The sequence below is a fragment of the Bifidobacterium aemilianum genome, assembly GCF_003315635.1.
Classification (GTDB): Bacteria; Actinomycetota; Actinomycetes; order Actinomycetales; family Bifidobacteriaceae; genus Bifidobacterium; species Bifidobacterium aemilianum.
Genome location: NZ_PDCG01000001.1, coordinates 258,872 through 282,006, shown reverse-complemented (window position 1 = coordinate 282,006; position 23,135 = coordinate 258,872). Strand labels below are relative to the sequence as shown.

At 59.2% G+C, this 23,135-nt stretch carries 17 protein-coding genes and 1 pseudogene; 12 read left to right on the top strand and 6 right to left on the bottom strand.

Going from position 1 to position 23,135, the window contains the following annotated elements; translation table 11 throughout:
- Positions 1–278 precede the first annotated feature (278 nt).
- Together CRD60_RS01240 and CRD60_RS01235 are read right to left on the bottom strand one after the other, a co-directional pair.
- A pseudogene (locus CRD60_RS01240) lies at positions 279–2,894 on the bottom strand (bifunctional lysylphosphatidylglycerol flippase/synthetase MprF); the annotation flags it as partial.
- 343 nt (positions 2,895–3,237) lie between these two features.
- Positions 3,238–4,599, bottom strand: coding sequence for an alpha/beta hydrolase-fold protein (locus tag CRD60_RS01235; protein ID WP_113859493.1), 1,362 nt, complete (start codon positions 4,597–4,599; stop codon positions 3,238–3,240).
- A 488-nt stretch (positions 4,600–5,087) separates the two neighbouring features.
- Between CRD60_RS01235 and CRD60_RS01230 the strand changes: the two genes are divergently transcribed.
- Together CRD60_RS01230 and CRD60_RS01225 are read left to right on the top strand one after the other, a co-directional pair.
- Positions 5,088–7,211, top strand: a complete 2,124-nt coding sequence (locus CRD60_RS01230; RefSeq protein ID WP_236630755.1) for an LTA synthase family protein — start codon at positions 5,088–5,090, stop codon at positions 7,209–7,211.
- A gap of 522 nt (positions 7,212–7,733) precedes the next feature.
- The gene (locus CRD60_RS01225; protein ID WP_407923156.1) at positions 7,734–8,948 is read left to right on the top strand and encodes a glycosyltransferase; all 1,215 of its coding nucleotides are present in this window, start codon (positions 7,734–7,736) and stop codon (positions 8,946–8,948) included.
- 80 nt (positions 8,949–9,028) lie between these two features.
- Here CRD60_RS01225 and CRD60_RS01220 read toward each other — a convergent pair whose 3' ends face one another.
- A complete protein-coding gene (locus tag CRD60_RS01220) occupies positions 9,029–10,054 on the bottom strand; it encodes a threonine aldolase family protein (protein WP_113859490.1) in 1,026 nt (341 codons plus the stop codon).
- 212 nt (positions 10,055–10,266) lie between these two features.
- On the opposite strand from CRD60_RS01220, the gene CRD60_RS01215 reads away from it, so the two are divergent.
- Complete coding sequence (locus CRD60_RS01215) at positions 10,267–10,914, top strand: SDR family oxidoreductase (RefSeq protein ID WP_113859489.1); 648 nt, start codon at positions 10,267–10,269, stop codon at positions 10,912–10,914.
- A gap of 74 nt (positions 10,915–10,988) precedes the next feature.
- Here CRD60_RS01215 and CRD60_RS01210 read toward each other — a convergent pair whose 3' ends face one another.
- Entirely contained in the window at positions 10,989–11,900 is a 912-nt protein-coding gene (locus CRD60_RS01210) for a formate/nitrite transporter family protein (protein WP_113859488.1), read from the bottom strand.
- Between the two features lie 346 nt (positions 11,901–12,246).
- On the opposite strand from CRD60_RS01210, the gene CRD60_RS01205 reads away from it, so the two are divergent.
- The 3 genes from CRD60_RS01205 (at position 12,247) to CRD60_RS01195 (ending at position 14,990) form a co-directional block, all read left to right on the top strand.
- Complete coding sequence (locus CRD60_RS01205; protein WP_236630754.1) at positions 12,247–13,314, top strand: methionine ABC transporter ATP-binding protein; 1,068 nt, start codon at positions 12,247–12,249, stop codon at positions 13,312–13,314.
- The gene (locus tag CRD60_RS01200) at positions 13,307–13,987 is read left to right on the top strand and encodes a methionine ABC transporter permease (protein WP_113859487.1); all 681 of its coding nucleotides are present in this window, start codon (positions 13,307–13,309) and stop codon (positions 13,985–13,987) included. The genes CRD60_RS01205 and CRD60_RS01200 overlap by 8 nt, the downstream gene beginning before the upstream one ends.
- A 124-nt stretch (positions 13,988–14,111) precedes the next feature.
- Positions 14,112–14,990 carry a MetQ/NlpA family ABC transporter substrate-binding protein gene (locus CRD60_RS01195; protein WP_113859486.1) on the top strand — a complete coding sequence of 293 codons (879 nt, stop codon included), beginning with the start codon at positions 14,112–14,114 and terminating at the stop codon, positions 14,988–14,990.
- Positions 14,991–15,187: 197 nt separating this feature from the next.
- Here CRD60_RS01195 and CRD60_RS01190 read toward each other — a convergent pair whose 3' ends face one another.
- Positions 15,188–15,937 carry a sugar transferase gene (locus CRD60_RS01190; RefSeq protein WP_127975610.1) on the bottom strand — a complete coding sequence of 250 codons (750 nt, stop codon included), beginning with the start codon at positions 15,935–15,937 and terminating at the stop codon, positions 15,188–15,190.
- 57 nt (positions 15,938–15,994) lie between these two features.
- Entirely contained in the window at positions 15,995–16,429 is a 435-nt protein-coding gene (locus CRD60_RS01185) for a nucleoside-diphosphate sugar epimerase/dehydratase (protein ID WP_127975609.1), read from the bottom strand.
- 727 nt (positions 16,430–17,156) lie between these two features.
- On the opposite strand from CRD60_RS01185, the gene CRD60_RS01180 reads away from it, so the two are divergent.
- From CRD60_RS01180 to CRD60_RS01155, 6 genes are all read left to right on the top strand, one after another.
- Positions 17,157–18,905, top strand: coding sequence for a DUF4012 domain-containing protein (locus CRD60_RS01180; RefSeq protein WP_113859483.1), 1,749 nt, complete (start codon positions 17,157–17,159; stop codon positions 18,903–18,905).
- A 102-nt stretch (positions 18,906–19,007) separates the two neighbouring features.
- On the top strand, positions 19,008–19,937 hold the full coding sequence (locus tag CRD60_RS01175; protein WP_161522156.1) for a glycosyltransferase family 2 protein: 930 nt from the start codon (positions 19,008–19,010) through the stop codon (positions 19,935–19,937).
- Positions 19,938–19,988: 51 nt separating this feature from the next.
- Positions 19,989–20,996 carry a glycosyltransferase family 2 protein gene (locus CRD60_RS01170; RefSeq protein WP_161522155.1) on the top strand — a complete coding sequence of 336 codons (1,008 nt, stop codon included), beginning with the start codon at positions 19,989–19,991 and terminating at the stop codon, positions 20,994–20,996.
- Positions 20,997–21,016: 20 nt separating this feature from the next.
- Positions 21,017–21,481 carry a PssD/Cps14F family polysaccharide biosynthesis glycosyltransferase gene (gene pssD / locus CRD60_RS01165; protein WP_201737182.1) on the top strand — a complete coding sequence of 155 codons (465 nt, stop codon included), beginning with the start codon at positions 21,017–21,019 and terminating at the stop codon, positions 21,479–21,481.
- A 12-nt stretch (positions 21,482–21,493) separates the two neighbouring features.
- Complete coding sequence (locus CRD60_RS01160) at positions 21,494–21,994, top strand: glycosyltransferase (protein ID WP_113859480.1); 501 nt, start codon at positions 21,494–21,496, stop codon at positions 21,992–21,994.
- Entirely contained in the window at positions 21,970–23,094 is a 1,125-nt protein-coding gene (locus CRD60_RS01155; protein WP_113859479.1) for a glycosyltransferase, read from the top strand. The genes CRD60_RS01160 and CRD60_RS01155 overlap by 25 nt, the downstream gene beginning before the upstream one ends.
- Positions 23,095–23,135: the final 41 nt, after the last annotated feature.

Genomic DNA, 23,135 nt, shown 5'->3' with positions numbered 1-23,135 from the left:
CATCTATGGGTGAGGCCCCTGCGTTCTGCCTTCAGACCTTACGAGTGGTTGGTGTCCGCGGTGTCGGCGGGGTTGTTCCGGCTGCCTAGATTCTTGTCGATCGGGGACTTCTGGTCCTTCTCGGCCTTGTCGTGCCGGGGAGCCTGCTTATCCTCCCCGACTTTGGCATCGTGCTCACCTTGTGCAGGTTTCCCAGCCTTCTTGCCCGGTGCCGGTTTCTCGTTTTTGGAGGGCTGCTCTGCCGCTGCCGCATTCCCGACCTTCCCGTCCTTGGCGGGCTTGAGGGTCTTCAGCATCTCGGCGATTTGCGAGGCCTTGAGCTCGGGCAGGTAGGCGCCAACCACCGCCAGGCCGATTTGTGCCATCTTGGCCGAGTCTGGGTATGACATGTAGATCGGGGCAGGTGCGGGCTGGAACTTCTTCTTGAAGAAGAAGAGGGATTTGAAACCATAGGCCGGTTCCAGAAGGTCAGCGACGATGGAGAGCCCATGCTCGATGATTTGCGCTCCCACACTGTCCCGTTCCTCCTCGCTCTCGCCGATGCCGGCCAGAGGGGCTGCGGACAGGCTCATGAACTCCACGGCCTGGGCGGGATTCTCCTGGCCCATGTCCCTGAGACGTTCGGCCATGCGGGCGATGAGGAACTCCATGATGCCGTTGGGGCTGTCGGTCCGGTGGCGCATGAAGTCCAGGGTCCAGCCCACCACGCGGCCATCTCGGTAGGTGGGCAGCCAGGAGGTCACGCCCAGCACCTTGCCCTGCTCATCCTGGCAGTATAGGAGCATGACTCTGGGGTCGCGCAGTTCCTCAACGCCGCCCAGGGTGAACTTCATCTCTGGCAGGGCCTTGAGCTGGGCCCACTCTTCGGAGATGTCGACGATCTGCTGCTGGACCTGCCAGCCGGCCTTGTCGTAGGAGGTCAGCACATCGGTGAAGCCGTCACGCTTGGCCTTGTTGATGGCCGTGCGGATGTCCTGCCACTTCTTGCCACGGGTCTGCCAGCTGTTGGGGTCCACCACCATCTCGGTGCCCACCTGAATGGAGGAGCAGCCCAGCTTCTCCAGCTCCTTGCGCTGGTCCTCATGGACGGCGTAGAAGGCCGGGGACCAGGAGTGGTCGTTGCAGAAGCGGATGAATTCGCGCAGGTCGCCCATGTATTCGCTGGGATCGCCGAAGGGGCCGGTGACGGTCAGGGCCACCCCATGCATGATGCGGTAGGCGATGGCGGAACGGCCGGTGGGGGAGAACCAGTAGTGGTTGTCCTCCCAGGTGGTCATGAAGCTCATGGAGGAGCCGCCGGCCTGAACCAGGAGGTTGGCCCGTTGACGGTCACGTTCGTCCACGGAGACCACATCCTTGAACCAGAAGATGAAGACCATGAGCACCACAATCCAGAAGAGCACCACGAATCCCTGGGTCACCACTGAGGAGATCGGTGAGACCGATTTGATGGCTGCTCTGCCGCCGGCGAACCCGGTGGGCATGACCAGGTGGAGGAGGTTGAGGAGGAGGGCCGGTGCGGTTGCCCGGGGGCGGAAGAGTTGCGGCAGGGACAGGCCGAAGATCAGATAACCGCAGGAGGAGACCATGGCTGCCCCCAGAATCGCCGTAATGCCGGTCACCACACGCTTGGATGAGGTGTGGATGGAGAAATGCGGCAGATTCTTCAAGAGCAGGAGCACCAGTAGCAGGGGCGGTATGACGGTTGATACAAAGGCGGGCGAAAAGCCGAACTGGTCGCCGTAGGTGTCAATGGGTAGGGCCACCAGCAAGGGGGAGAGCAGATAGTAGATGATGGCGAACACCACCGTCGCGCCATTCAGGGCAATGCTGACCCAGGCTGCCAGCCTACGGCCCCGGTAGAGTCCCCAGGCCACGATGGCCAGGGCGGCGATGGGCAGGATGGCGCGGACCCAGACCCCAGCCAGGGCGAAGTGGTGCAGGCCGGTCAGCAGGGTGCAGGAGCTGGTGGAGTGGCCATCCAGGCAATTGCTGATGGCGGAATTGTCGCCAAATGCCGGTGTGGTGAAGAGGGCCAGGTTGGTCAGGATGCCGGCGTGGGAGCGGGAGGTCATGGCCAGAATCGGTCCGACGGCCAGCACCAGCTGGATGGCTGCGAACAGCCGGCGGATCTCATAATCCGTACCCTGCCACCACTGGACATGGTCGCGGGCCTTGCCGTGGATGATGAGACCTGTCAGGTGTCCAACCACCGCCGCTGCCAGGGTGCAGTAGCTGCCAGGATTCCCGCCGAAGAGGAGCACGGCACAGACGACGCTGTAGCCAAGGAGCACAATACGCCGCCTCCAGAGCACGTCCTCGTAGGCGCTGGCTGCCATAAGGGGGCCGATGACCAGGGTCAACGGCGATAGGGCGAGGGGAACGCCACGCATCCAGTGCCAGTCGTTCAGTCCCATATTGATGGCGCAGCAGATCAAGAGGCCCAGAATGATGCCGGAGAGCGTCGATAGGAGGGTGACCACAATGGTCTTGAGGGTGCCCAGTCGCGTTTGGGCTACGGAGAGGGCCACCATGAGCACCACGGCATAGATAACCAGCGCGATGACACCATGAACGAAGACCAAAGACCGCAACAGATGCAGGAATTGCTTCATCAGGTCTATATGCATGATGGGTGGCAGGCCTTGTTTGCCCGGCCGGCCGGTCAGTGAGGGCCCGGAGAGCATCTGGGCCAGGGTGACGCTGAGACTGTTGGGTGAGTTGGCGATATGGCGGAAGGCCAGGAAGACCCAGCGGGCAATGTTGGCAACCAGGAAGATGGCGGTGGCCGCAACCGCCAAGGTGTGTTCCCTGATCCATTGGATGATGTCCCTGCCCAGGGGAAGCCATGAGTTGTGTGAGGAAGCGCCCTTCTTGACCGATTCTCTAACCAGGCGGGTGGCGGCGGTCTTGAGGACCTTGGGCTGGGCACCGGTCCGCTCCTTCAGGCGTTGAACATCTGTGGCCCCGTCTGCATCGCTGGGCTTTGCCTGAACGGTGTGCGTGCCCTCGCCTGGGTTCGGTGCTGCCGCCGTACTGCCATGGCCCTCAGGCTTGGGGGTCGGTGGAAGCTGATTCCCCGCCTCGTCTTCCTTGCTGGGCTGCCTGTTGTCTGCCATCTTGTCAAAGTCCTTTGTCATCTTGCAGTCTCATCAATCACTATAGGTCACAGCCAATGGATGATCCGCGTGCGGGCCGGTTTCTGTTGGCCGCGAGTCTTCCCGAGCTCAGGGAGTGTCAATCCTCACTGATGATGCGCACCTTCGGGTAGTTGGCCAGGGCTTTCGTGGACTTGCCCAGTCCTGTCTCCTGGCAGAACCTGTCGATCTGTGGCAGTAGGCCAGTGTTGACCGTATGCCAGTCATGACCGGAGTCCTGGGCCACGATGGTGGTTACCGACATGCCGGACGCCCTGGCGGATTTGCCGATGGCCAGCTGGTCCTTCTGGGATTTGGGGTCCCAATCGCCGGCGGCTGTGAAGACTGTCTGGTGGAGGGGGGCCTTGCCTTTCATGATGTTGGCGGGCACATGCTTGAGGTATTCGCGCTCCGAACCATCGAAATACCGGTCGATGGTCCTCTTGCGGGTGTGGTCTACCGGGGCGACCTGGCCCGAAGCCGAATAGATGTGTCCGTAAATGTCCGGGTGGGCCGGTCCCAGTTGCGTGCTGCAGGTGGCTCCTTGCGAGAAACCGCCGATAAGCCAGGCCTGCGGGCTTTTTTTGACCGGTAGGTAGGTCTTGACCCACTTGGTCACGTCCTTGGTCAGGTAACTTTCGGCGTTGCCATAGACCTTGGTGTCGGCGCAAAGGGTGTTGTGGGTGTTGGACCCATTCTGGTCGGGGGAGACCACAATGGGGGCCAGGCCGTCATGCTTCCGGGCATAGGAGTCCAGGCTGGCGGCGATGTTGCTGGCGCCGAAGAAGCGGTCTGGTGAGCCGGGTTGGCCGGCCAGCATGATCATGACGGGCAGCCGTGGGGGAGTCTTGCTGAGGGCTGCCGGCGGTAGGTAGACGTTGGCCTTGCGGGCCTTGAAGCCGGATTCCGTGGCCGGGATGGTGACGGACCGGATGATGCCCTTGTCGGGCAGCTGGGGCAGCTGGCCTTGGTCGGCCTTGGTCTTCCATGACTTGACATCGCTGCTGGCGGGGCTGACCTGCTCCAAGTCCAGATTCGGATAATCGGAGATGCCGAGCACTGAGGCCACGGTGGCGTACTCGCCGTAAATCTGGTCAATGCGCAGGGCGCAGCTCAGTATGACCAGGAGCACTGTGACCATGCTGATGATACGTCTGAGTCCTTTGGATTGCACGGCTGCGGCCAGCAGAAAGAAGGCCAGACCAAAGCCAATGGCCACCGCCAGCATGACGGCCCATCCCAGACTGACCTCAAAGACCAGGAAGACATCGGACAGGAGCCAGACGGCCAGGTACCCGATAAGAAATCCTCCAAGTCCGATCGCCAGTTGGGTGAGCAGGGGTTTGCGTCTGCTCTTGCTTGAGGCGAGTATTACCACCAGCAGCAGCCCGACCGCCGTCAGGCTATACAATCCAACGGGGAGCCAACCGCTGGTCAGATGGATCTTGGTGAAGAAGCTCATTCATCCCTCTTTCACGGGCTACCAGTATTGCCCATTGATAATATAGCCCACACCCTTCCACCGGAATCATCCATAGGTATGACCGGTCGGGGCATAATTCATCCGAGAATATCCCTGCCAGGGTCGCTCACGCTGTAGTTGTGGGAGTTGTTGACCGACCCCGCACTCCGCCCGTGCTTCGGTGAGGTTGGGATGGGCAGGTTCGATAGTAAATTATTGAGATTGTGTATCAATAGTGTAGTTTTGGCTATGGCTCGAAAGATATGACTAGACTGGGGCGTGAATCAAGGAAGGCATTGGGCCGGCAGGCAAAGAGCCGGGTGGCCCAAGGCTGCTGGACATGAGACCTGACCGTGGGCGCCATGCTGATTACTGTGCGTGCATGTGAGCGGAGGCGCAGACCAGTGAATCTGCCTGCCGGTGCGCAGAGCTGAATACTGAAACGGGAATGGCAATACCAATTCATGAGACCAGAGGAAGTGCATACAATGACTACAAGTACCGCAGTTGAAGGCATGGGGGAGCCCAAGGACGAGCCGGAGCGGCTGGATGCCCAAAGCGCCGATAATGGCCTTGACCATGGGGATTCGGATGGCCTGGCCAAGGGCACGGTTTGCGCGCGCAAGCCTTTCGCCTCCTGGCTCTATGCCCTGCTCTTCCTGGTCTTCGACATCATCGCGGTGCTCACGCTCCAGTGGGGTGTGACCCAGAACTCCACCAGGGTCGAGCTGTCCAGCCCCCTGACCGGCGTTTGGGACATGGTTGCCAAAATGTGGACCAAGCAGAATTTCGTCTTCGTCCTCAACCTGCTGCTCCTGGGCCTGATCTATGCCATGCTGCTCTTCCTGATCAACCGGTTCTGGGTTGTCTCACCGCTCCTGCTTTCGGCCGCCGCCATCGTGGCCCTGATCGAGCACTTCAAGGTCTCCGTTCGCTATGAGACCGTCCTGCCCTCGGATGTGAAGCTCTTCGGCTCCAACACCGGCAATATCATGAGCTTCCTACCCTCGGGCGCCTTCTGGTTGATTGCGGGGGTCTTGCTCTATGTGGCTGTTCTGATAGGCATCTTCGTCTACCTCAACCATATCGATGGGCGCCACGGCAGGCTGATTCGGCCCATGGACCGGACCGGATTGGCCGCTGCCGTCAGGTTGCTGCTGCTGGCGCTTTCGGTCACGGTGTTCGGGGCCTTTACCGCTCAGGTCTCAACGGTCGGTTCCTGGGCTGATGGCTTGTCCAAGTCCATGGGAGACATTCCCTCCATGTGGGATTCGGTCTACGACGCCCAGCGCAACGGACCCCTGGTCTCCTTCATCCGCCAGTGCAATCCCAAGATCATGGACAAACCCCAGGATTATTCTCAGGAATCCATGAAGGCCCTGGCCAAGCGCTACCAGTCCGAGGCCAAGAACATCAATACCGGCCGGACCACCGAGATGAAGGACAACACGGTGGTCTACATCCTCTCCGAGTCTTACTCGGACCCCAACCGTGTGCCCGGGGTGGAGATCAACAAGGACCCCATGCCCAGGATTCGCTCCATCAAGGACCAGACCACCAGTGGCTACATGCTCTCATCCGGTTACGGCGGCGGCACAGCCAACCTGGAATATATGAGCCTGACAGGTCTGTCCATGGCCAACTTCGACTCATCGCTGACCAGCCCCTACCAGCAGCTGGTGCCTGGAGAGCAATGGACGCCGACCATCAACCAGCTGTGGGGGCAGGTGGGCAATTCCTTGGCCTTCCACCCCTATGAGCCCTCCATGTATTCCAGGGCCCAGGATTATAAGAAATTCGGCATCTCCCACTTCTACACCCTGGAGGAGCCGGATGTGATTGCCCACCAGCAGAAGCTGGGAAGCTCTCCCTATGTCTCCGACGAGGCCACTTACCAGAGCGCTTTCGAGAAGATCAGCGCCACGAGTAAGAGCCAGTTCATCCAGATGGCCACCATGCAGAACCACATGCCCTATCACTCCTGGTATGCAAACAACGAGTTCAAGGCCAGCAACAAGCCCGGCAGCCCCAAGCTGGAAGCTGACGAGAAGACCTCCATTGACACCTATGCCAAGGGGGTCGAACTGACCGACCGGGCCACCAAGCAGTTCCTGGACCAGCTCGATGGCCTGAGCAAGCCGGTCACCGTGGTCTTCTACGGGGATCACCTCCCGGGCATATACTCCACGGCGGGAGCGGACTCCAACAACTCCCTGGATCTGCACCTGACCGACTACTTCATCTGGTCCAACAAGGCCTCGGCCAGTCGCGGCCAGCGCAACGAGAACAGCGACTACACCTCGCCCAACTACTTCGCCGCCCAGACGGCCGAGCATATGGGCGCCAAGGTCTCGCCCTATCTGGCCTTCCTGACTCGCATGCACGACGCGATTCCAGCCATGGAACCGCCAGTGGTCAACAATATCCAGGGTTGGGACCGGATTCCCGAGGGCCAGCCCAATTATCTGGACGCCCATGGCAAGCCCATGGCTGCCAAGGACTTCGACGCCAGGACCAATCAGCTCATGGATGACTACAAGCTCATCCAATATGACATCACCGCCGGCAAGGGCTACCTCAAGGACCTGCACTTCATGGAGGTGGGCAGGTAGGGGCGGCCGCCATACGCTTTCTTGTGGGCCCATCCAGCCGGGAATCGGTTGGGTGGGCCCTCTGGTGTGCCTCACGGCCGTGAGACGGCGGAGAGGGGAATCCCCTGACCTTCATGGTGTCGTGCTGCCTGGGCGCCGATGGGAGGACGGGTCCTTGGATTCACCTCGGAGGCGTGGCGCTCGCCACCTCGCCATGGAAGGGTTGGGGCCAGGCGGGCCTGATTCATGCTTGCGGGCTGTGCCTGCGGCAACCTGAAATGTCCCAGGACTGGAGCCTCCCACGCTGTTGGGAGGTTCCACTTCCTGTGTGCCGCCAGTCCTGACTGCCGGCAGCTGTGGCTGTTTGCATGCCGCCAAGTCCCCCACAGGAACCAGGGCGAGAAGATACTGCCGCCCCAATCTCAGGTCCATGTCGGGTCATGGGGGAGGGCATGCTGGAGCTGAGGCCGCTGGCAGGGGCGGCGATAGGATAAGAACATGGTTGAAGACAGTAAGGCAGGTCCTTGGGAAGACCGTAAGCGTATGGATTCGGGGCCTGGACGAATGGCTGATGGTGGAGCCCAGCAGCCCCTGACCATCGTGCTGGTGGTTGACACCATCGGCAACCAGGGCAACGGTACCTCAAATTCCGCCCTCCAATATGCCCGGGAACTCAGCAAGCAGGGCCATGAGGTGCGTTTGGTCGGTGTCGGCGCCCCCGAATACCCGGCCGAGATCAATCGGGTGCCCCTTGTCTCATGGGTGGCGGCCAAGCAGCAGATGCAATTCGCCCGCCCCTCCAGCGTCCTCTTCCGCCGGGCCTTCAAGGGGGCCGATGTGGTCCACATATACATGCCCTTCGCCTTCGGCCGCAAGGCCTATGCTGTGGCACGGTCCATGGGGATTCCTGTTACGGCCGGTTTCCACCTGCAGCCGGAGAACATCACCTACTCGGCGGGGCCGCTCAAATATCTGCCCGGCCTGTCCTCCTTCATCTACTGGCTCTTCAAACACTGGCTTTATGGGAAGGTGGAGCATATCCACACCCCCACTCAGATGATGGCCGACGAATTGGCCAGACATGGGTACAGGGCCCGGATCCATGTGATCTCAAATGGCTATTCGCCACGCTTCTCCCCCAAGGAGGCGGCCCGGGACAAGGCCTCCTCCAGGGTTGGGGCCGGCGGACACTTCCGCATCATCGCTTCCGGCAGGCTCACCAACGAGAAGGACCATGCGACCCTGATTCGTGCCGTCTCCCTGTGCCGCCATGCCAGGCAGATTGAATTGACCATCTGCGGCACCGGTCCTCTCAAACGTCAGCTGCAGGCCTCGGCCAAGAAGCTGTTGACTTGTCCTGCCAGCATCGGTTTCCACAAGAATGAGAACATGCCGCGCTTGCTGCGGTCCTGCGACCTCCTGGCCCACCCCTCCATCGCCGACAGTGAATCCTTGAGTGTGATCGAGGGCATGGCCTCGGGCCTGGTCCCGATCATCGCCGACTCACCCCTGTCCGCGGCCAAGCAATTCGCCTTGACCCCCTCCTCCCTCTTTCCCGTAAGGGATGCCCAAGCGCTGGCCAATCGCATCGACTGGTGGATCGACCACCCCGAGGAATTGGCGGCCTGGGGCATGCGCTACGCCCGCAGTGCCCGGGACCAATACTCGGTAAAGGCGTGCGTCCGTAAGTTCGTGGCCATGGAACGCCAGGCCATAGAGAACGAGCAGGATGGATCTCAACCGATGGCAGGTTGCTAAGCTCCACCACAGGCTGCCGCGCTTGCGGTGGTATTGCGCCCTCCCCCCCCCCACCCGGCGTAGACCGGATGAGTGCCCAGTCAGAGCAGGCCGACGAGTTGGTCCACCTGCTCGCTGCTGGTGGCCCAGCTGGTGCAGATGCGCATCACGGCATGGGACTCATCAACCGGGTACATGTAGCCTAGCTTGACCTGGGCGCTGAGCCGGTCGATGGTCGCCTGATCCATGGTCACCAGAATCTGGTTGGTTGGATTGTCCAAGGTCAGTTGGTAGCCTTTGGCGCGCAAGGCCTGACGGATGCGGTCAGCGGCCTGGTTGGCCTGGTAGGCGATGACACTGTACCGGTCCTCGGAGAAGAGGGTGTCGAACTGGACGCCAAGGAGCCAGCCCTTGGCCAGCAAGGCGCCGTGCTGCTTGATCAGGGTCAGAAAGTGCTTGGGGGAGTCGCCCCGGGGGAAGACCACGGCCTCGCCAAAGAGGGCCCCCTGCTTGGTGCCGCCAATGTAGATGACATCGGCCAAGCGGGCAAGGTCGACCAGGCTGACGTCGTTGCCCTGGGCGCTCAACGCGTATCCCAGCCGGGCACCGTCGACGAACAAGCGCATGTCATAACGCTTGCAGACCTGGGAGATGGCCTTCAACTCATCCAGGGAGTATATGGTCCCGTACTCTGTGGACTGGGAGATGTAGACCGTGCCGGGGAAGACCATGTGTTCATAGTTGCCGTCCTGGTAGAAGTCCCCACAGTAGGCATCCAGTTCTTTGGCGTCAATCTTGCCGTCATGCTCGGGAAGGGTCAGCACCTTGTGACCTGTGGCCTCGATGGCCCCGGCTTCATGGACGTTGATATGCCCGGACTCGGCGGCCGCCACCCCGGCATATTGGGGTGTGATGGCATCAATGACCGTCTGGTTGGTCTGGGTGCCACCCACCAGGAACCAGACATCAGCCCGGGGACTCTCGCAAGCCTGCCGGATCTTGTCCCTGGCCGCCTGGCAGTAACCATCAGCACCGTAGCCAGGGTTCTTCTCCAGGTTGATCTGCTTCAGGCGCTCCAAAATGGCCGGGTGGCAACCCTCACTGTAATCATTCTCAAAAGACAGCATGCGCTCGCTCCTTATTCGACTATCAGCAGTCTAAACCACCAACCCCGGTCGTGCCCTCCTTCTTCTCGGCCTAATGCAGTCATCGATCATATGTGCCCAAAGCGTTGAGACCTCGGAAACTGGGCGCCCAGGTGGTTTTCTCCTGGGCGCATTCCTGCTGGGGGACCTACAGTGAGAGCGTTGGAAGCCAAGAATATCTAAAGGAGTCGGCTATGAAGGTCATTGTTGTGGGCGCTACGGGGCGGGTCGGTCAGCTGACCTGTGAGGCATTGAGGGATAAGGGGTATGAGGTGGTGGCCTTCGCCCGGCACCCTGAGTCCCTGGAAGCCAGAGAGCACATGGAGGCCAGAAAACTTGACCTCCATGAGTCCATCTCGCAGATCGCCAAGGCCTTTGCCCAAGCCAAGGCCGACGCCATCGTCTTCACTGCCGGATCGCGGGGCAAGGACATTGTTCAGGTGGATGCCTTCGGCGCCATCAAGACCATAGATGCCGCCAAGAAGGCCGGCATCAAGCGCTATGTGATGCTGGGTGCCATGTATGCCGCCGACATCTCCCGCTGGGAGGACCCCAAGGTGAAGTCGGCCATCGACGGGCTGCCGGATTATTATGTGACCAAGTTCGTGGCCGACGAGCACCTGCTCAACTCCGGCTTGGACTACACCATCATAGAGCCGGGCACCCTGGTCGAGACCCCGGCAACCGGTCACATCAACGCCCAACCGGGCCAGTCGGGTTCCATTTCCATCGCGGATGTGGCCCAGGCCCTGGCGCAAAGCCTGGAGCTTGCGCAGAGTGTCGGCCGGGTCTACGACATTATCGGTGGTGATGAGCCTATCGCCCAAGCGCTTCGTTCCTAATGACAGGGAGGGGGCTGTGGCCGCTGAGACATCGTCAGTGGCCACAGCCCCCTCCCTGCATACTGCCGGAAGCGTTAGGCTTCTGCGACAACGCCCCGCTCGTCGTTCATGGTGGCGAAGTTCAGGCCGATGAGGATACCGCCGCCCACAAAGTTGCCCAGCATGGCGATGACGACCACGGCGATGGCCTGCCAGGCGTTCACGGCCCCATAGGTGCCCAGGATCAGGAAGAGTGCCGAGTCGGCCACCGAATGCTCGAAGCCACAGAAGGCGAAGACGAACACTGCCACCACCATGATGGTGCACTTGGTGAAGTCATTGGTCAGCTTGCCGTTATAGACCATGAGCATGGCTATGTTGATGCAGAAGTTGCAGAGGACGCCGCGTACGAAGAGGTCGGCCCAACCGGTCCAGCCAGAACTGATGTAGCCGGTCTTGGTCGCTGCTGCGGCCAGCATCTGATCCATGGTGGGGCCGGAGACGATGGTGGAGCAGCGCAGGATCAGGGCCACGACCAGGGCGCCAAGCAGGTTGCCCAGCAGGCAGAGTCCAAGGATTCGCAGGGAATGGAGCCAACCCAGACGCTTGTGGTAGCTGCCCACGGCGACCACCATCATATTGGAGGTCAGCAGCTCCGAATTGGTGTAGTAGATCAGCACCAGGGCCCAGCCAAAGGTGAAGGAGGCCAGCACGCGCCCGAAGAGCTTGAGGCCAGGGTCGCCCGGGTCTGTGCTGAACTGGCCGATGATAATAAAGAAAGCGGTGAAGAAGATGCCGACGAAGAGGCCGGCCATAACAGCGCGCTGCAGGTACTTGCCGGTCATCTGGTCGGTCATGGTGTCCTTGTTGCCGGCCACGTCAAGCACGTTGGATATGAAGGTGCGGCCGGGGAAGAGGGGTTTGGTGTCCACAGGTGTCTTATTCCCGCTGCCGGCCTTTTCTCCTGTCGCCGCTGTGGAGGCGTCGGTTTCCTTGCTGTCCTTCATGCTGTGGTCCTCTCGTTCCTACTCATGACCTTGTACGCTGCTGCTCGTCCGAATGCCCAGACTGAGCAAGTACAGCTACTCATTATGGCAGCTTGCCGGGTTCGGCGGGGCTGTGTCCGCCTGCCCCACGCAAACTGTAAGCAAACGTACAGTCTAGAGAGTCTTGGGATTTGCTGCGGGGCCATGTAGCGTGCCTTCGATCCGGGCGCTGATAAGCGTCCATAAGTTTCCTCTATAACCACCTCCTCGTGTCCGTGCCGGGTTGCCGTACTCTTGACAGAGCGTTCGGAGGCGGGCAGCAGCTGTGTACCTCCGAGCATTGGAACGAATGGAAGGGGAACGGGACATGGCAAGCGCCATTGATGCTGGGACTCCGGTGGTGCAGATCAGTGATCTGACCAAGACCTACCGCACTGAGGACGAAGGCGACAAGACAGCCTTGGAGAATGTGAACCTGACCATTGATCGGGGCGACATTTACGGCATCATTGGTCTGAGCGGTGCAGGCAAAAGCACCCTGGTCCGTTGCATCAACGGTCTGGAAGGCTACGATGCGGGTAGCATCAAGGTCCGGGGCCAGGAGGTCAAGGACCTGGACCACTCCGGCATGCGTGACCTCCGCCAGCGCACCGGTATGATCTTTCAGCACTTCAACCTCATGCCCTCACGGACCTTGGTGGGCAACGTCGAGCTGCCCCTGCACAACTCGACCATGAGCCGCAGGCAGCGGACCAGTAGGGCCATGGAACTGCTGGACCTGGTCGGTTTGGGCGAGCTGTCCGAAGCCTACCCCGGTGAGCTGTCAGGTGGCCAACAGCAGCGGGTGGCCATCGCCCGTGCCCTGGCCAACCACCCTGACATCCTCCTGAGCGACGAGGCCACCTCCGCCCTGGACCCCAACACCACCAAGTCTATTCTGGGGCTCTTGGAGCAGCTGCATCATGATCTGGGGCTGACCATCGTGATGATCACCCATGAAATGTCGGTGGTCAGGCAGATCTGCAACAAGATCGCCGTCATCGACCAGGGCACCATAGTCGAGCAGGGCCGGGTCTTCGACGTCTTCGCCAAGCCCCAGGCCAGCCTGACCAAGTCCTTTGTGGCCACGACCTCCAACCTGGACAAGGTCAACGATCTGATCGACCAGGATTCGCCGATCGTGCATCTCGAAGCCGGGCAGGTGCTCCTGAAGATGAGCTATGTCTCCAAGGAGGTCTCGGAGGCCCTGGTCTCCAACATGTCCCGGCGTTTCGACCTGGATGTCAATATCATTTTCGGTGATGTCGACGTGGTCCAGGGGGCGCCCCTGGGTGGTCTGGTGGTCAAGCTTGAGGGCAGCGACGAGAACATCGCGCAGGCCTTGGAATATCTGAAATCCCGTAATATCGGAAGAGAGGTTCTGAGCCGTGGTTGATCTGCTGAACCGTTGGTTTCCTGATGTCATGAGCCGTCTGCCGGAGTTCTTCGACTCCTTCGTGCAGACCCTGATCATGGTAGGCGCGGCCGGGGTCATCTCCTTCATTTGCTCCTTGGTCATCGGTGTGGCGCTGATCGTCAGCCGGCGTGGCGGTATTCGTCACAATGGCCTGATCTTCAACATTCTGGACAAGCTCATCGACTTGTTTCGCTCCATCCCCTTCATCATTCTGGCGGCGGCCCTGGTGCCGCTGACCCGTCTGCTCATGGGTACGGCCATAGGCCCCAAGGGTGCCATCTTCCCCCTGGTCGTCGGCATCACGCCCTTCTTCTCCCGGCAGATCGAATCCGCCCTGGAATCGGTGGATCCCGGCTATATCGAAGCTGCGGAGTCCATGGGTATGTCCACCTGGCAGATCATCTGGCATGTCTACCTACGTGAGGGAGTCCCCTCCATCATCCGGGTGACCACCATCACGCTCATCTCGCTGATCGGCGAGACCGCCACGGTCGGCATCGTCGGTGGCGGCGGACTCGGTGACTTCGCCATCCGCCTGGGCTACCAGCGCTACATGTACGACGTGACCATCGCAACAGTCATAGTGTTGGTGCTGCTGGTGGCCATCATCGAACTCTTCGGACGGCTTCTGGCCGAGGTCGTCGAGCACTAGGCAGCGCTGGGAAGCACTGAGGAAACATGTAGACAGAGAGTCGGGAAAGGGCCTGATGGTCCGCCAGCCAAGTCGGTAGGTGGGTATCCCGGCTGGAATTAGTTAGATAAATAAGGAGAGCACCATGGCTACAGGGCGCAGTTCCAACAGAAAACGCAGGGCCAAGATCGAGCTGACCATACTGAGCGCCTTCATGGTGGTGGCCCTTGTCGTCATCTGTGGCATCTCCTGGAGACTCCATGCCGCAGACAGGGGCGAGACCAAGGTCGCCGTGTCGGTGATCGGCAGTTCCGACGACCAGATCTGGGACGCCGTCCAGCAGGAGCTGGACCGCCGTGGCGACAACATCCATATTGTCCTCAAGCCCTTCCAGGAAGCCAACTATGTTGACCAGGTCCTGGCCAACCATGAGGTCGACATCTCCGCCGCCGTCACCTACGCCTACCTGGCCAACGACGTCAAAATCAACCACTACAAGCTGGCGGTCATCGGCGACACCTACATCTCACCCATGAACCTTTACTCCAAGCGTTATAAGAGCCCCAAGAACTTTCCCGACGGCAGCAAGGTGGCCATTCCCAACAACGCCATCAACATGGGCCGGGCCCTGAAGGTCCTCCAGCAGGCTGGCCTGATAGAGCTCAAGGACCCCAACGCCATGACGCCCAACCCCGAGGACATCATCTCCAACCCCAAGAATCTCGACATCGTCCAGACCGACCCGGCAGGTATCATCAACCTACTGCCAGACTATGCCGGAGGAGTGGTCAACGCCAACTTCGTCATCGACGCCGGTATGAGCGTGCACGAGGCGATCTTCACCGCCCCCGGTGACCTGACCAGCCCCGCCAACCACCCCTACGTCAACATTCTGGTGGCGCGCGAGGAGGACAAGAACAATCCAACCTACAAGAAGGTGGTGGACGCCTACCACACCAAGGCCGTGGCGGACATGACGACCAAGATCTACAAGGGCGCCAACGTGCCGGTCTTCAAGTACTGATGAGACGGGGCCTTCGCCTGATATGCCTTGGTGGTTGCCGGCCCCTTCCATCCTGCCCTCCTTCCTACGGAAGGAGGGCATTGTCTGATACGGGGGTCGGCAGCGGCTGTGAGCTTTGTGATGGTGTGCTAGGCCCTAGTCTCCTAGACTCCCAGCCCTGTTCTTGCGGACAGTGACGGGGCATAGGGGAATGGGTATCAGTATGATCCTGTGCCCCTGAGCACCACCACAACGGTATTCAGAAGAATGGCGATGTCTCCAGGCAGTGACCAATCCTGAATATAGGAGATGTCGGCGAATTCGGACTCAGCCTGGTTGAGGTTGCTTCGGCCTGAAATCTGCCAGAGGCCGGTGATGCCCGGTTTGGCCAGCAGGCGGGAGGAGTACAGGAAGTCATATCTGGCCACCTCTTCAGCCAGTGCAGGGCGAGGACCAACCAGGCTCATGTCCCCCTTGATCACATTGAAGAGCTGCTGGAGCTCATCCAGGGAGGTGCGGCGGATGAAATGCCCGATGGAGGTGACCCGGGGATCCTCCTTGAGCTTGAATATGAAGCGGTCCTCCATATTGTGCTTTTTGGCCAAGAGAGTCTTGGCCTTGTGGGCATCGGGTCTCATGGATCGGAACTTATACATGGTGAAGGGCTTACCGTAGAGGCCGATCCGCTCCTGCTTGAAGATAATGGGACCCTTGTTCTCACGCTTGACCAGGAAAGCCACCCCCAGCATGATAGGAGAGGCCACCGCCACTAGGCACAGGGATAGAAGCAAATCGAAGAGGCGCTTCAAGATCAGGGTCGTCCTAAAATATTGAGGGAGTTGGGCGGTCAAAACCGGCATGGTGGGGTCATTGTGAAGGCAGAGGGAAGAGCCGCCTATGTCCGCCACCGAGGTGGGGATGTCCAGTTCCATGCCCAAGGCCTCTACGGCAAGTGCCAGAGTCTTCATAGTTTCGGAATCACGATTGATGACATCAGTGACCAAGACGGTATGGGCCTGTAGGGACTATGCATTCTTCGGCAGGTCTGCGTCGAGGGGCAGGAGGGGCAGATTCCGTTCCCGCTCCGTACTGGCTTGGAAGTCGGCGCTTGTCGGAGTGCCCGGCTCCTGTCCGGGGTCGTCCTTAATGGCGCACAGGGCTATGGGTTCATAACCCACACTCGTGTTGGTTTCCATCCGTTTCAGTGTTAGACGAATTTTCTCGGGGGAGCCTATCAGCAGGGTCGGATAGGTGCATTTGCCCTTCCTGCGTTGGCGGTGGAGTTCCCTTCGCATGAGCCAGCGTTCCAAGAGAGCAAGCACAGTGGTGAGGAAGGGCACAAGGAATATGAGTCTGTGGGGGATGGCAAGATCCAGGAGATTATCGACGGTGCTGAGGATGAGGAAGTCATAGAAGAAGGCGGTAATCACCTTGCCATACATCTCCGGACCTGCATCCATGCTGTGCTGGGCATAGATGTGGGTGGCCCCCAGGCTGATAATCCAAGCAATGCTTGCGGCCCCAGGAAGAAGACCAGCCCGTTGGAGGAGTACTCCCCTGGTGGAATGGGATGGCTATGGGTGGACAGGAGAGGAAGGGATATAAGCGTGGCGCCCCAAGGCATCAGGGAATCCATGAGCAGGAGGCCGGCGGTGTAGCCAAGATTCCAGCGAGGAAACGAATAGGCAGGAAACTGGCGGTTTCTGTCTTCTTCTGCTGTGTCCTCCGGACTCCTCAGCCCTATCCGGCTGCCTCCATGCGAAGGTTTACGAGAAGATGGTTGCCCGCATACCGGACATTCGTCCTCAGTTCGTATGCTGTCGCCAATGAACACCCTTCCTTACCTCCCCCAAGATAGGCAATCAGGATGGCGTGGGACCGGCCGAGCGCACTGCCATTGAATGGCGTTCCCTCGAGAATTCCCATGCCCTCTCAGGGCAGGAGTATACGCTACCTGCGAACGCTAAGACACCGCTCGTGTCGGATCTTTCGGTATGGGCATGGACTGTCTTCTTGTTTCAAGGCGTTCATATGAAACTCCCCGGGCGTGATGTGGTGGGCTGGTCCTGCTAGGCTAAGCGGGTTGACTAGGGTTTGGGGGAATCCGTGAGTAGACATGATGCTATCAGTGTTGACAAGGATGGGCGTACCCGTTCGATTGGTCGTCTCATTGTCCGGTGGACAGCAATGGCATTCCTCTTTCTGCTGACCTTTTGCCTGGCCCTCTTCTATGGGCAGGTTCAGGAGGTCAAAAAAGATCTCAACATATCAATGGCCAGCATCTCCCAGATCGATTCCAGCCTCGATGTTGAGGGCATGTCCCAGGTTCTCAGGCAACTTGAGCCTCAGCGGCAGAACACCCAACAGGCCCGGGAGATTACCCAGGGATTTATTTGGAAGCTTTTGGTCGGAGTGCCGGTGGTGGGTGACGATGTCCGTACCATGCAGGGTATGGCATCCACCATGGATTCCCTCATGGCCGACGCGCTGCCGGAGCTTTCCAGTGCCTTAGGGCACTTGCAGGGGGCACCCTTGAGCACGGTTGATGGCCAGATCAATCTGACCCCGCTGCTTGATGCGGGAAAGTCGCTGTCGAAGGCGAACACCATCACCCAGGAACAGAACAGAGCCCTCAAGGCCTTGCCCCGACCGCGTCTCAGCAAGTTCAGACAGAGTTACGAGGAGGCAGCCAAACGACTGGACTATGTATCCACAGTTCTTGACGATTACGCATATGGCCTGCAGGTTCTCCCGGGACTCTTGGGCCAATCCGGTCCACGAACTTATGCGATTGTGGCCATGACGCCTGCGGAGGCCCGTTCTGCCGGAGGCCTGGTTGGTGCAGTCGGTACGGCCGATATCGACACGGGCAGGGTCAGTTTCGGTGACTTCCGGTCCAACACCGAATACATCAGTGCCGGGCAGGGCGCTCCCACCGAGGATGAGAAACGTATCTTTTCGCAATGGGGTCCCCTGAAGATGTCTTTGGACGTGAGGGATATTGCTGCTGTTCCTGATACCCAACGGACAGCTGAGCAGATGAGGAATATATGGGGTAAGACTCCTTGGGGGAAGCAGAAGCAACTGGACGGTGTCATCCTGGTCGATCCGGTATGCCTGCAGGAAATGATCAAGGTCAGTGGCAGCGTCACCATGCCCGATGGCCAGGTGTTGACGGGCATCGACACAGCGGAGTTTCTGCTCAACACCATATACAAGAAATACACGCCTGAGCAGCAGGACGTATATTTTGGACAAGTGGCCCGCCAGTCCATGACCCAGGTCTTCTCGGGGCTGGACGCGGGCAAGGTCAGCCGGATTCTGAGGAATTGGCGAGATTTGTCACTGCAACGACACTTCGCCATCTATATGTTTGACCGGCAGGAGGAATCGGTCATGGAGAAGGCGAATTTGACCGCTCATACTCCCGACGATGCGAGAAAGCCCACGGTGGGCGTATACGTGACCGAGCAGAATTCCTCGAAAATGGACTGGTATGTCCACCGTTCCGCAAAAATCGTCAGCAGTGACTGCCAGCAGCGCGGCCCTAAGCGGTATCACTTTGAGTACACCATGACCAACACGTTGAAGGACTGGCAGGCGGACCTGGTGCCAACCTATGTGACCGGCCAGGGGCAGGCTGGGCAGCCCAGACGCACGGCGGTGGAGAAGACGCTGATCTACGCGCCGGCTGGAGGACAACTGTCCAACATCTCTGTCAAGGGCGATGCCGACCCTGTCAGCAAACAACGGATGGACGGGAAGAACCTCTATGCCACGGTTGCCCGGTTGGCCCCAGGAGAGTCGGTGGTCCTGTCCTTTGACGTCACTACTTCTCCACAGGCGCAGCAGGACCTTGCCCTTGATCAGACCCCGATGGGGTGGATGGATCCGGGGCCTGGAGTTATCAATCAATGTTTCGCGTCAAGCAAGTGACCGGCCAATCCGAATGAGCTGTGGATACTGGCGGGATTGATTCGCTGAAGCTGCGGTCTTGCGCAGTTTCGTATGCATGAAATGAAGGGGGCAGAGACAGATATGGAAGAAGGGAAGCATCCGCTGGTATCAGCGATTATGACCACCTATAGGAGGCCGGAGGCAGTGGTGCGCCGAGCCTTGGACAGCATTATGGCGCAGGACTACCCCCAATTGGAGGTCTTCCTGGTCAACGATTGCCCGGAGGAGGCCGGGCTGGTCGAATCCCTAAGGCATCTCTGCCTGTCCTATTCTTCCTCTCGGCCGGTCAACTATATAGTGGTCGACCATAATGGAGGGGCTTGCAAGGCCAGGAATCTGGCCATCAGGCAGGCTCGAGGCACCTATGTGGCCTGTCTGGACGATGACGATGAATGGTTGCCCGACAAGATTGGCGCTCAGGTGGCGGTGGCAGAAAACGGGGACGCGATTGACCTGGTCTACTGTGAGGCGGAGCTGCTCTATGATCAGGAGCCTTCACGCAGGGGAAGCCTGCTGGGGGAACGGCCCCTTCCTTCTGGGAACATCTTTTCGCAGCTTCTGTCGGAGAATTTCATCGGTTCCTGCTCCTTCCCTCTGATCAGACGACAGGCTCTTTTGGCTGTAGGTGGCTTTGATGAGGCCATGCCTGCCCTTCAGGATTGGGAGCTGTACCTGCGTCTGGCCAAGAGGGGTTCAGCGGCCTGCTGTTCTCAGCCTTTGGCCCGATATCATTTTCACGCCGGAGACCGGATCTCAGCCCATCCTCAAGGAAGGACCGATGCCTATGAACGAATTCACCGTGAATTCGCCGAGGATCTGGACGGCGATCCATCAGCGGCGGCCGGTTTCTACCGTATGGGTACCTACTTCTACAGCATTCTGGGAGATGGTCATCAGGCCATGGCCTACTACAGGAGGTCGGTGAGACTGAAACCTTTTGATTTGAAACGGAATATCAAGGATTTCTTTCGTATGACGCTCAGGCCTCTGGTCAGAAAGCGGATTGTCTGAAGCGTGAGGGCTGAGTAGGCCATAAGTCAAGGATAACCGATGGGGGAATGTATGAGTCAGCCAGAGGATGGACGGACCAAGAATCCGCTTCTGACGGTATCGGTTGCGGCATATGAGGTTGAGGACACCATAGAGAGTGCCCTGGCCTCATTGACGGATCCACGGGTGGTGGACGACATCGAGGTTCTGGTCGTCGACGATGGTGGCAGGGACGGTACGATGGCGCGGGTCGAGCGCTACGCCGCCAGCTTCCCATCCATTCATCCCGTCTACAAGGAGAACGGTGGCTACGGGTCCGTCATCAATCGGACCATAGGCCTGGCCCGGGGAAAATATTTCAAACAGTTGGATGGTGACGACTGGTACAAGACCGACCACCTAGCCTCTTTGGTCGCCATGCTGGGGAGCTGTGATGCCGATTGCATCATCACACCTCGGCTGAACGTAGACCAAAGCCGCCGGCGCGAGCATCTGGTGGACTGTCTGGAAGACTATCCCGAAGGCCTCTATACCTTCGATCAGGTGACTTTCCGCCCAGCCATGGGCATGCATGAGATCTGCTATCGGACACGGATCCTGCAGGCCATGGACAAGTCCCTCAGTGAGCATTGCTTCTACACGGATGTGGAACTGGTCTACTTGCCGCTGCCGTTGTTGGAGACATTGTATGTATCCCACCAGCCCATTTACTGCCATAGGGTCGGTGTGGACGGGCAGAGCATCAGCAAACGGGGGGTGAGGGCCCATTACCGGGAGCACGAACGTGTCTTGTGGAGGCTCCTGGATACATATCAGTCACTCCCTGATTCCGATTCCGGCAAGAGAAGGGTGTTGGGGCAACGGCTGGTGGATGAGATCTGCGGGCAATTCCACTGGTTCTGCTACCTGAGCCCCACCCCGGCCCACATGCATGAGCTCATCGCCTTTGACCGGCGCCTGCGTGGCCGGTGCCCGGAGCTGGTGGACCAGGCCAGCCGGGCTTCCCGGCGTGTGTCCATCTTGAGGAAGAGCCGGTTCCTGGCTTATCCCATCCTATGCGCCATAGAGGCAACTCGTTGAGTAGGAATGGGAATCGTGGAATGGGGGATGATGGTATGAAGATTTGCCTGGTGGGTTCCAGTGGTGGGCATCTGACACACATGATGATGCTGAGACCATTCTGGAGCAAACATGAGCGTTTCTGGGTTACCTTCGACAAGGAGGATGCCCGCAGCCGATTGGAGGGGGAGCATGTTTACCATTGCTATTACCCGACCAACCGCAATCTGCTGAATCTGCTGAGGAATACCGGATTGGCCTGGAAGATCCTTCGCAGGGAAAGGCCGGACCTCATCATTTCCAGTGGGGCGGCCGTGGCGGTTCCTTTCTTCTACCTGGGTAAGCTCTTCGGAGCCAAGTTGGTCTATCTGGAGGTTTTCGACCGCTTTGATTCCCCCACATTGACAGGCAAACTGGTCCACTCGGTGAGCGACCTCTTCATAGTGCAGTGGGAGGAGATGACAAAGGTCTATAGGAATGCCGTTAATCTCGGATCAATCTTCTAGGAGGGGGAACAGATGATTTTCGTGACGGTGGGCACTCATGAGCAGCCTTTCAACAGACTGATGGAAGCTGTGGCCGAGCTCGTGGCCCAGGAGACCATCAAGGAGGAGTTGGTGGTCCAATATGGTTTTTCGACACTGGTGCCCCGGGGTTGCCAGGCAGAAGACTTTCTGGATGCTGATGCCATGCAGGGGTATATGAATCGGGCACATATCATCATCACCCATGGAGGGCCGGCCAGCTTCATGGCGGCCATGCAGATGGGGAAGGTTCCCCTGGTCGTGCCCCGTCGCTTTGAGTTCGGTGAGCACGTCAATGATCACCAGGTCAGGTTCGTCAACATGGTCGACCAGCGCATGGGCGGCATGATCCCCATCTATCAGATGGATGACCTGGGTGATGCCATTGAGAACTTCGACCATCTGGTCGAATCCAGGCACTTGCACTTCAAGAGCAATCAGGAACAATTCACGGGCAGATTTGAGGAGCTATGCAAAGAGGTCTTAGGGCGATAAAGCGGGACAGGCCATTGGAGGTGGTCATGGTGGCCGACAACCTGGAACGCAACGGCATCTCCTCCTTCATCATGGAATCCTGCCGGCATATGGACCGAGAACGGGTGCGATCCACTGTCTTGGTTGGCGGAGAAGTCGACCGGCAATATGCGGACCTTGCCATGAAGGCCCGGATTCCCATCGAACAGTTGCCGAATCGCAAGCACAATCCCCTGGCATATTACCGGCAACTGGGGCTTTACCTGCAGGAGCATCAGGTCGACATGGTCCATATCCACGGCAACAGCCGGACCATGACCATGGAGTTGCTTATAGCCCGGCATCATGGCATTGCCGTACGTATTGCCCATAGCCACAACACCACCTGCACCCACAAGATCCTACATACTCTCCTCAAACCGGCATTCAACCATGCCTATACCAGTGGCTTCGCCTGTAGTGATTCAGCGGGGAGATGGCTCTTTGACGACCGACCCTTCACTGTGATCCCCAATGGTGTGCAGATAGAGCATTTCCTCTACGACAGTGATGTACGACGGTCGGAGCGCTCGCGTCTGGGACTTGACGGCAGGTTTGTGCTGGGGCATGTAGGCGGTCTGAACACCCAGAAGAACCAGGTCTTCCTGATTGAGGTTTTTGAGGAGCTGGCCCAGCACAGGCCGGATGCCGTCTTGCTCATGGTCGGGGATGGGCCGGACCGCCAGATGCTGGCTGAACGCATCTCCCGCAGTCCCCATCGTGACCGGATCATGCTCTATGGCCAATCATCGGATCCCCGAGACCTTTATATGGTCATGGATGTCTTGGTCTTCCCCTCCCTTTTTGAAGGATTGCCGATCACTTTGTTGGAGGCGCAGATATCCGGTCTGCCTTGTCTGGTATCCGACCGGGTGGATGGTCAGGCCTTCCTCTCCGATATGGTTGCCAGTCTGCCCTTGGAGGGCTCGGCCCATAGGTGGGCCCAGCAGTTGGCGACGATGGAGATGAACAGGAACCGCTCCGCATTTCTGAGGGATCATGCCGCCCAATGTGCCCGGGTCGACATCACTGCCAGCTCCCAATTGCTGACCAGGGAATATGGGAATTTTGCAAGCCAATGACAGGGTCGTTAGGCGAGCGTTGGAGCTTTGGTGATTGTGGG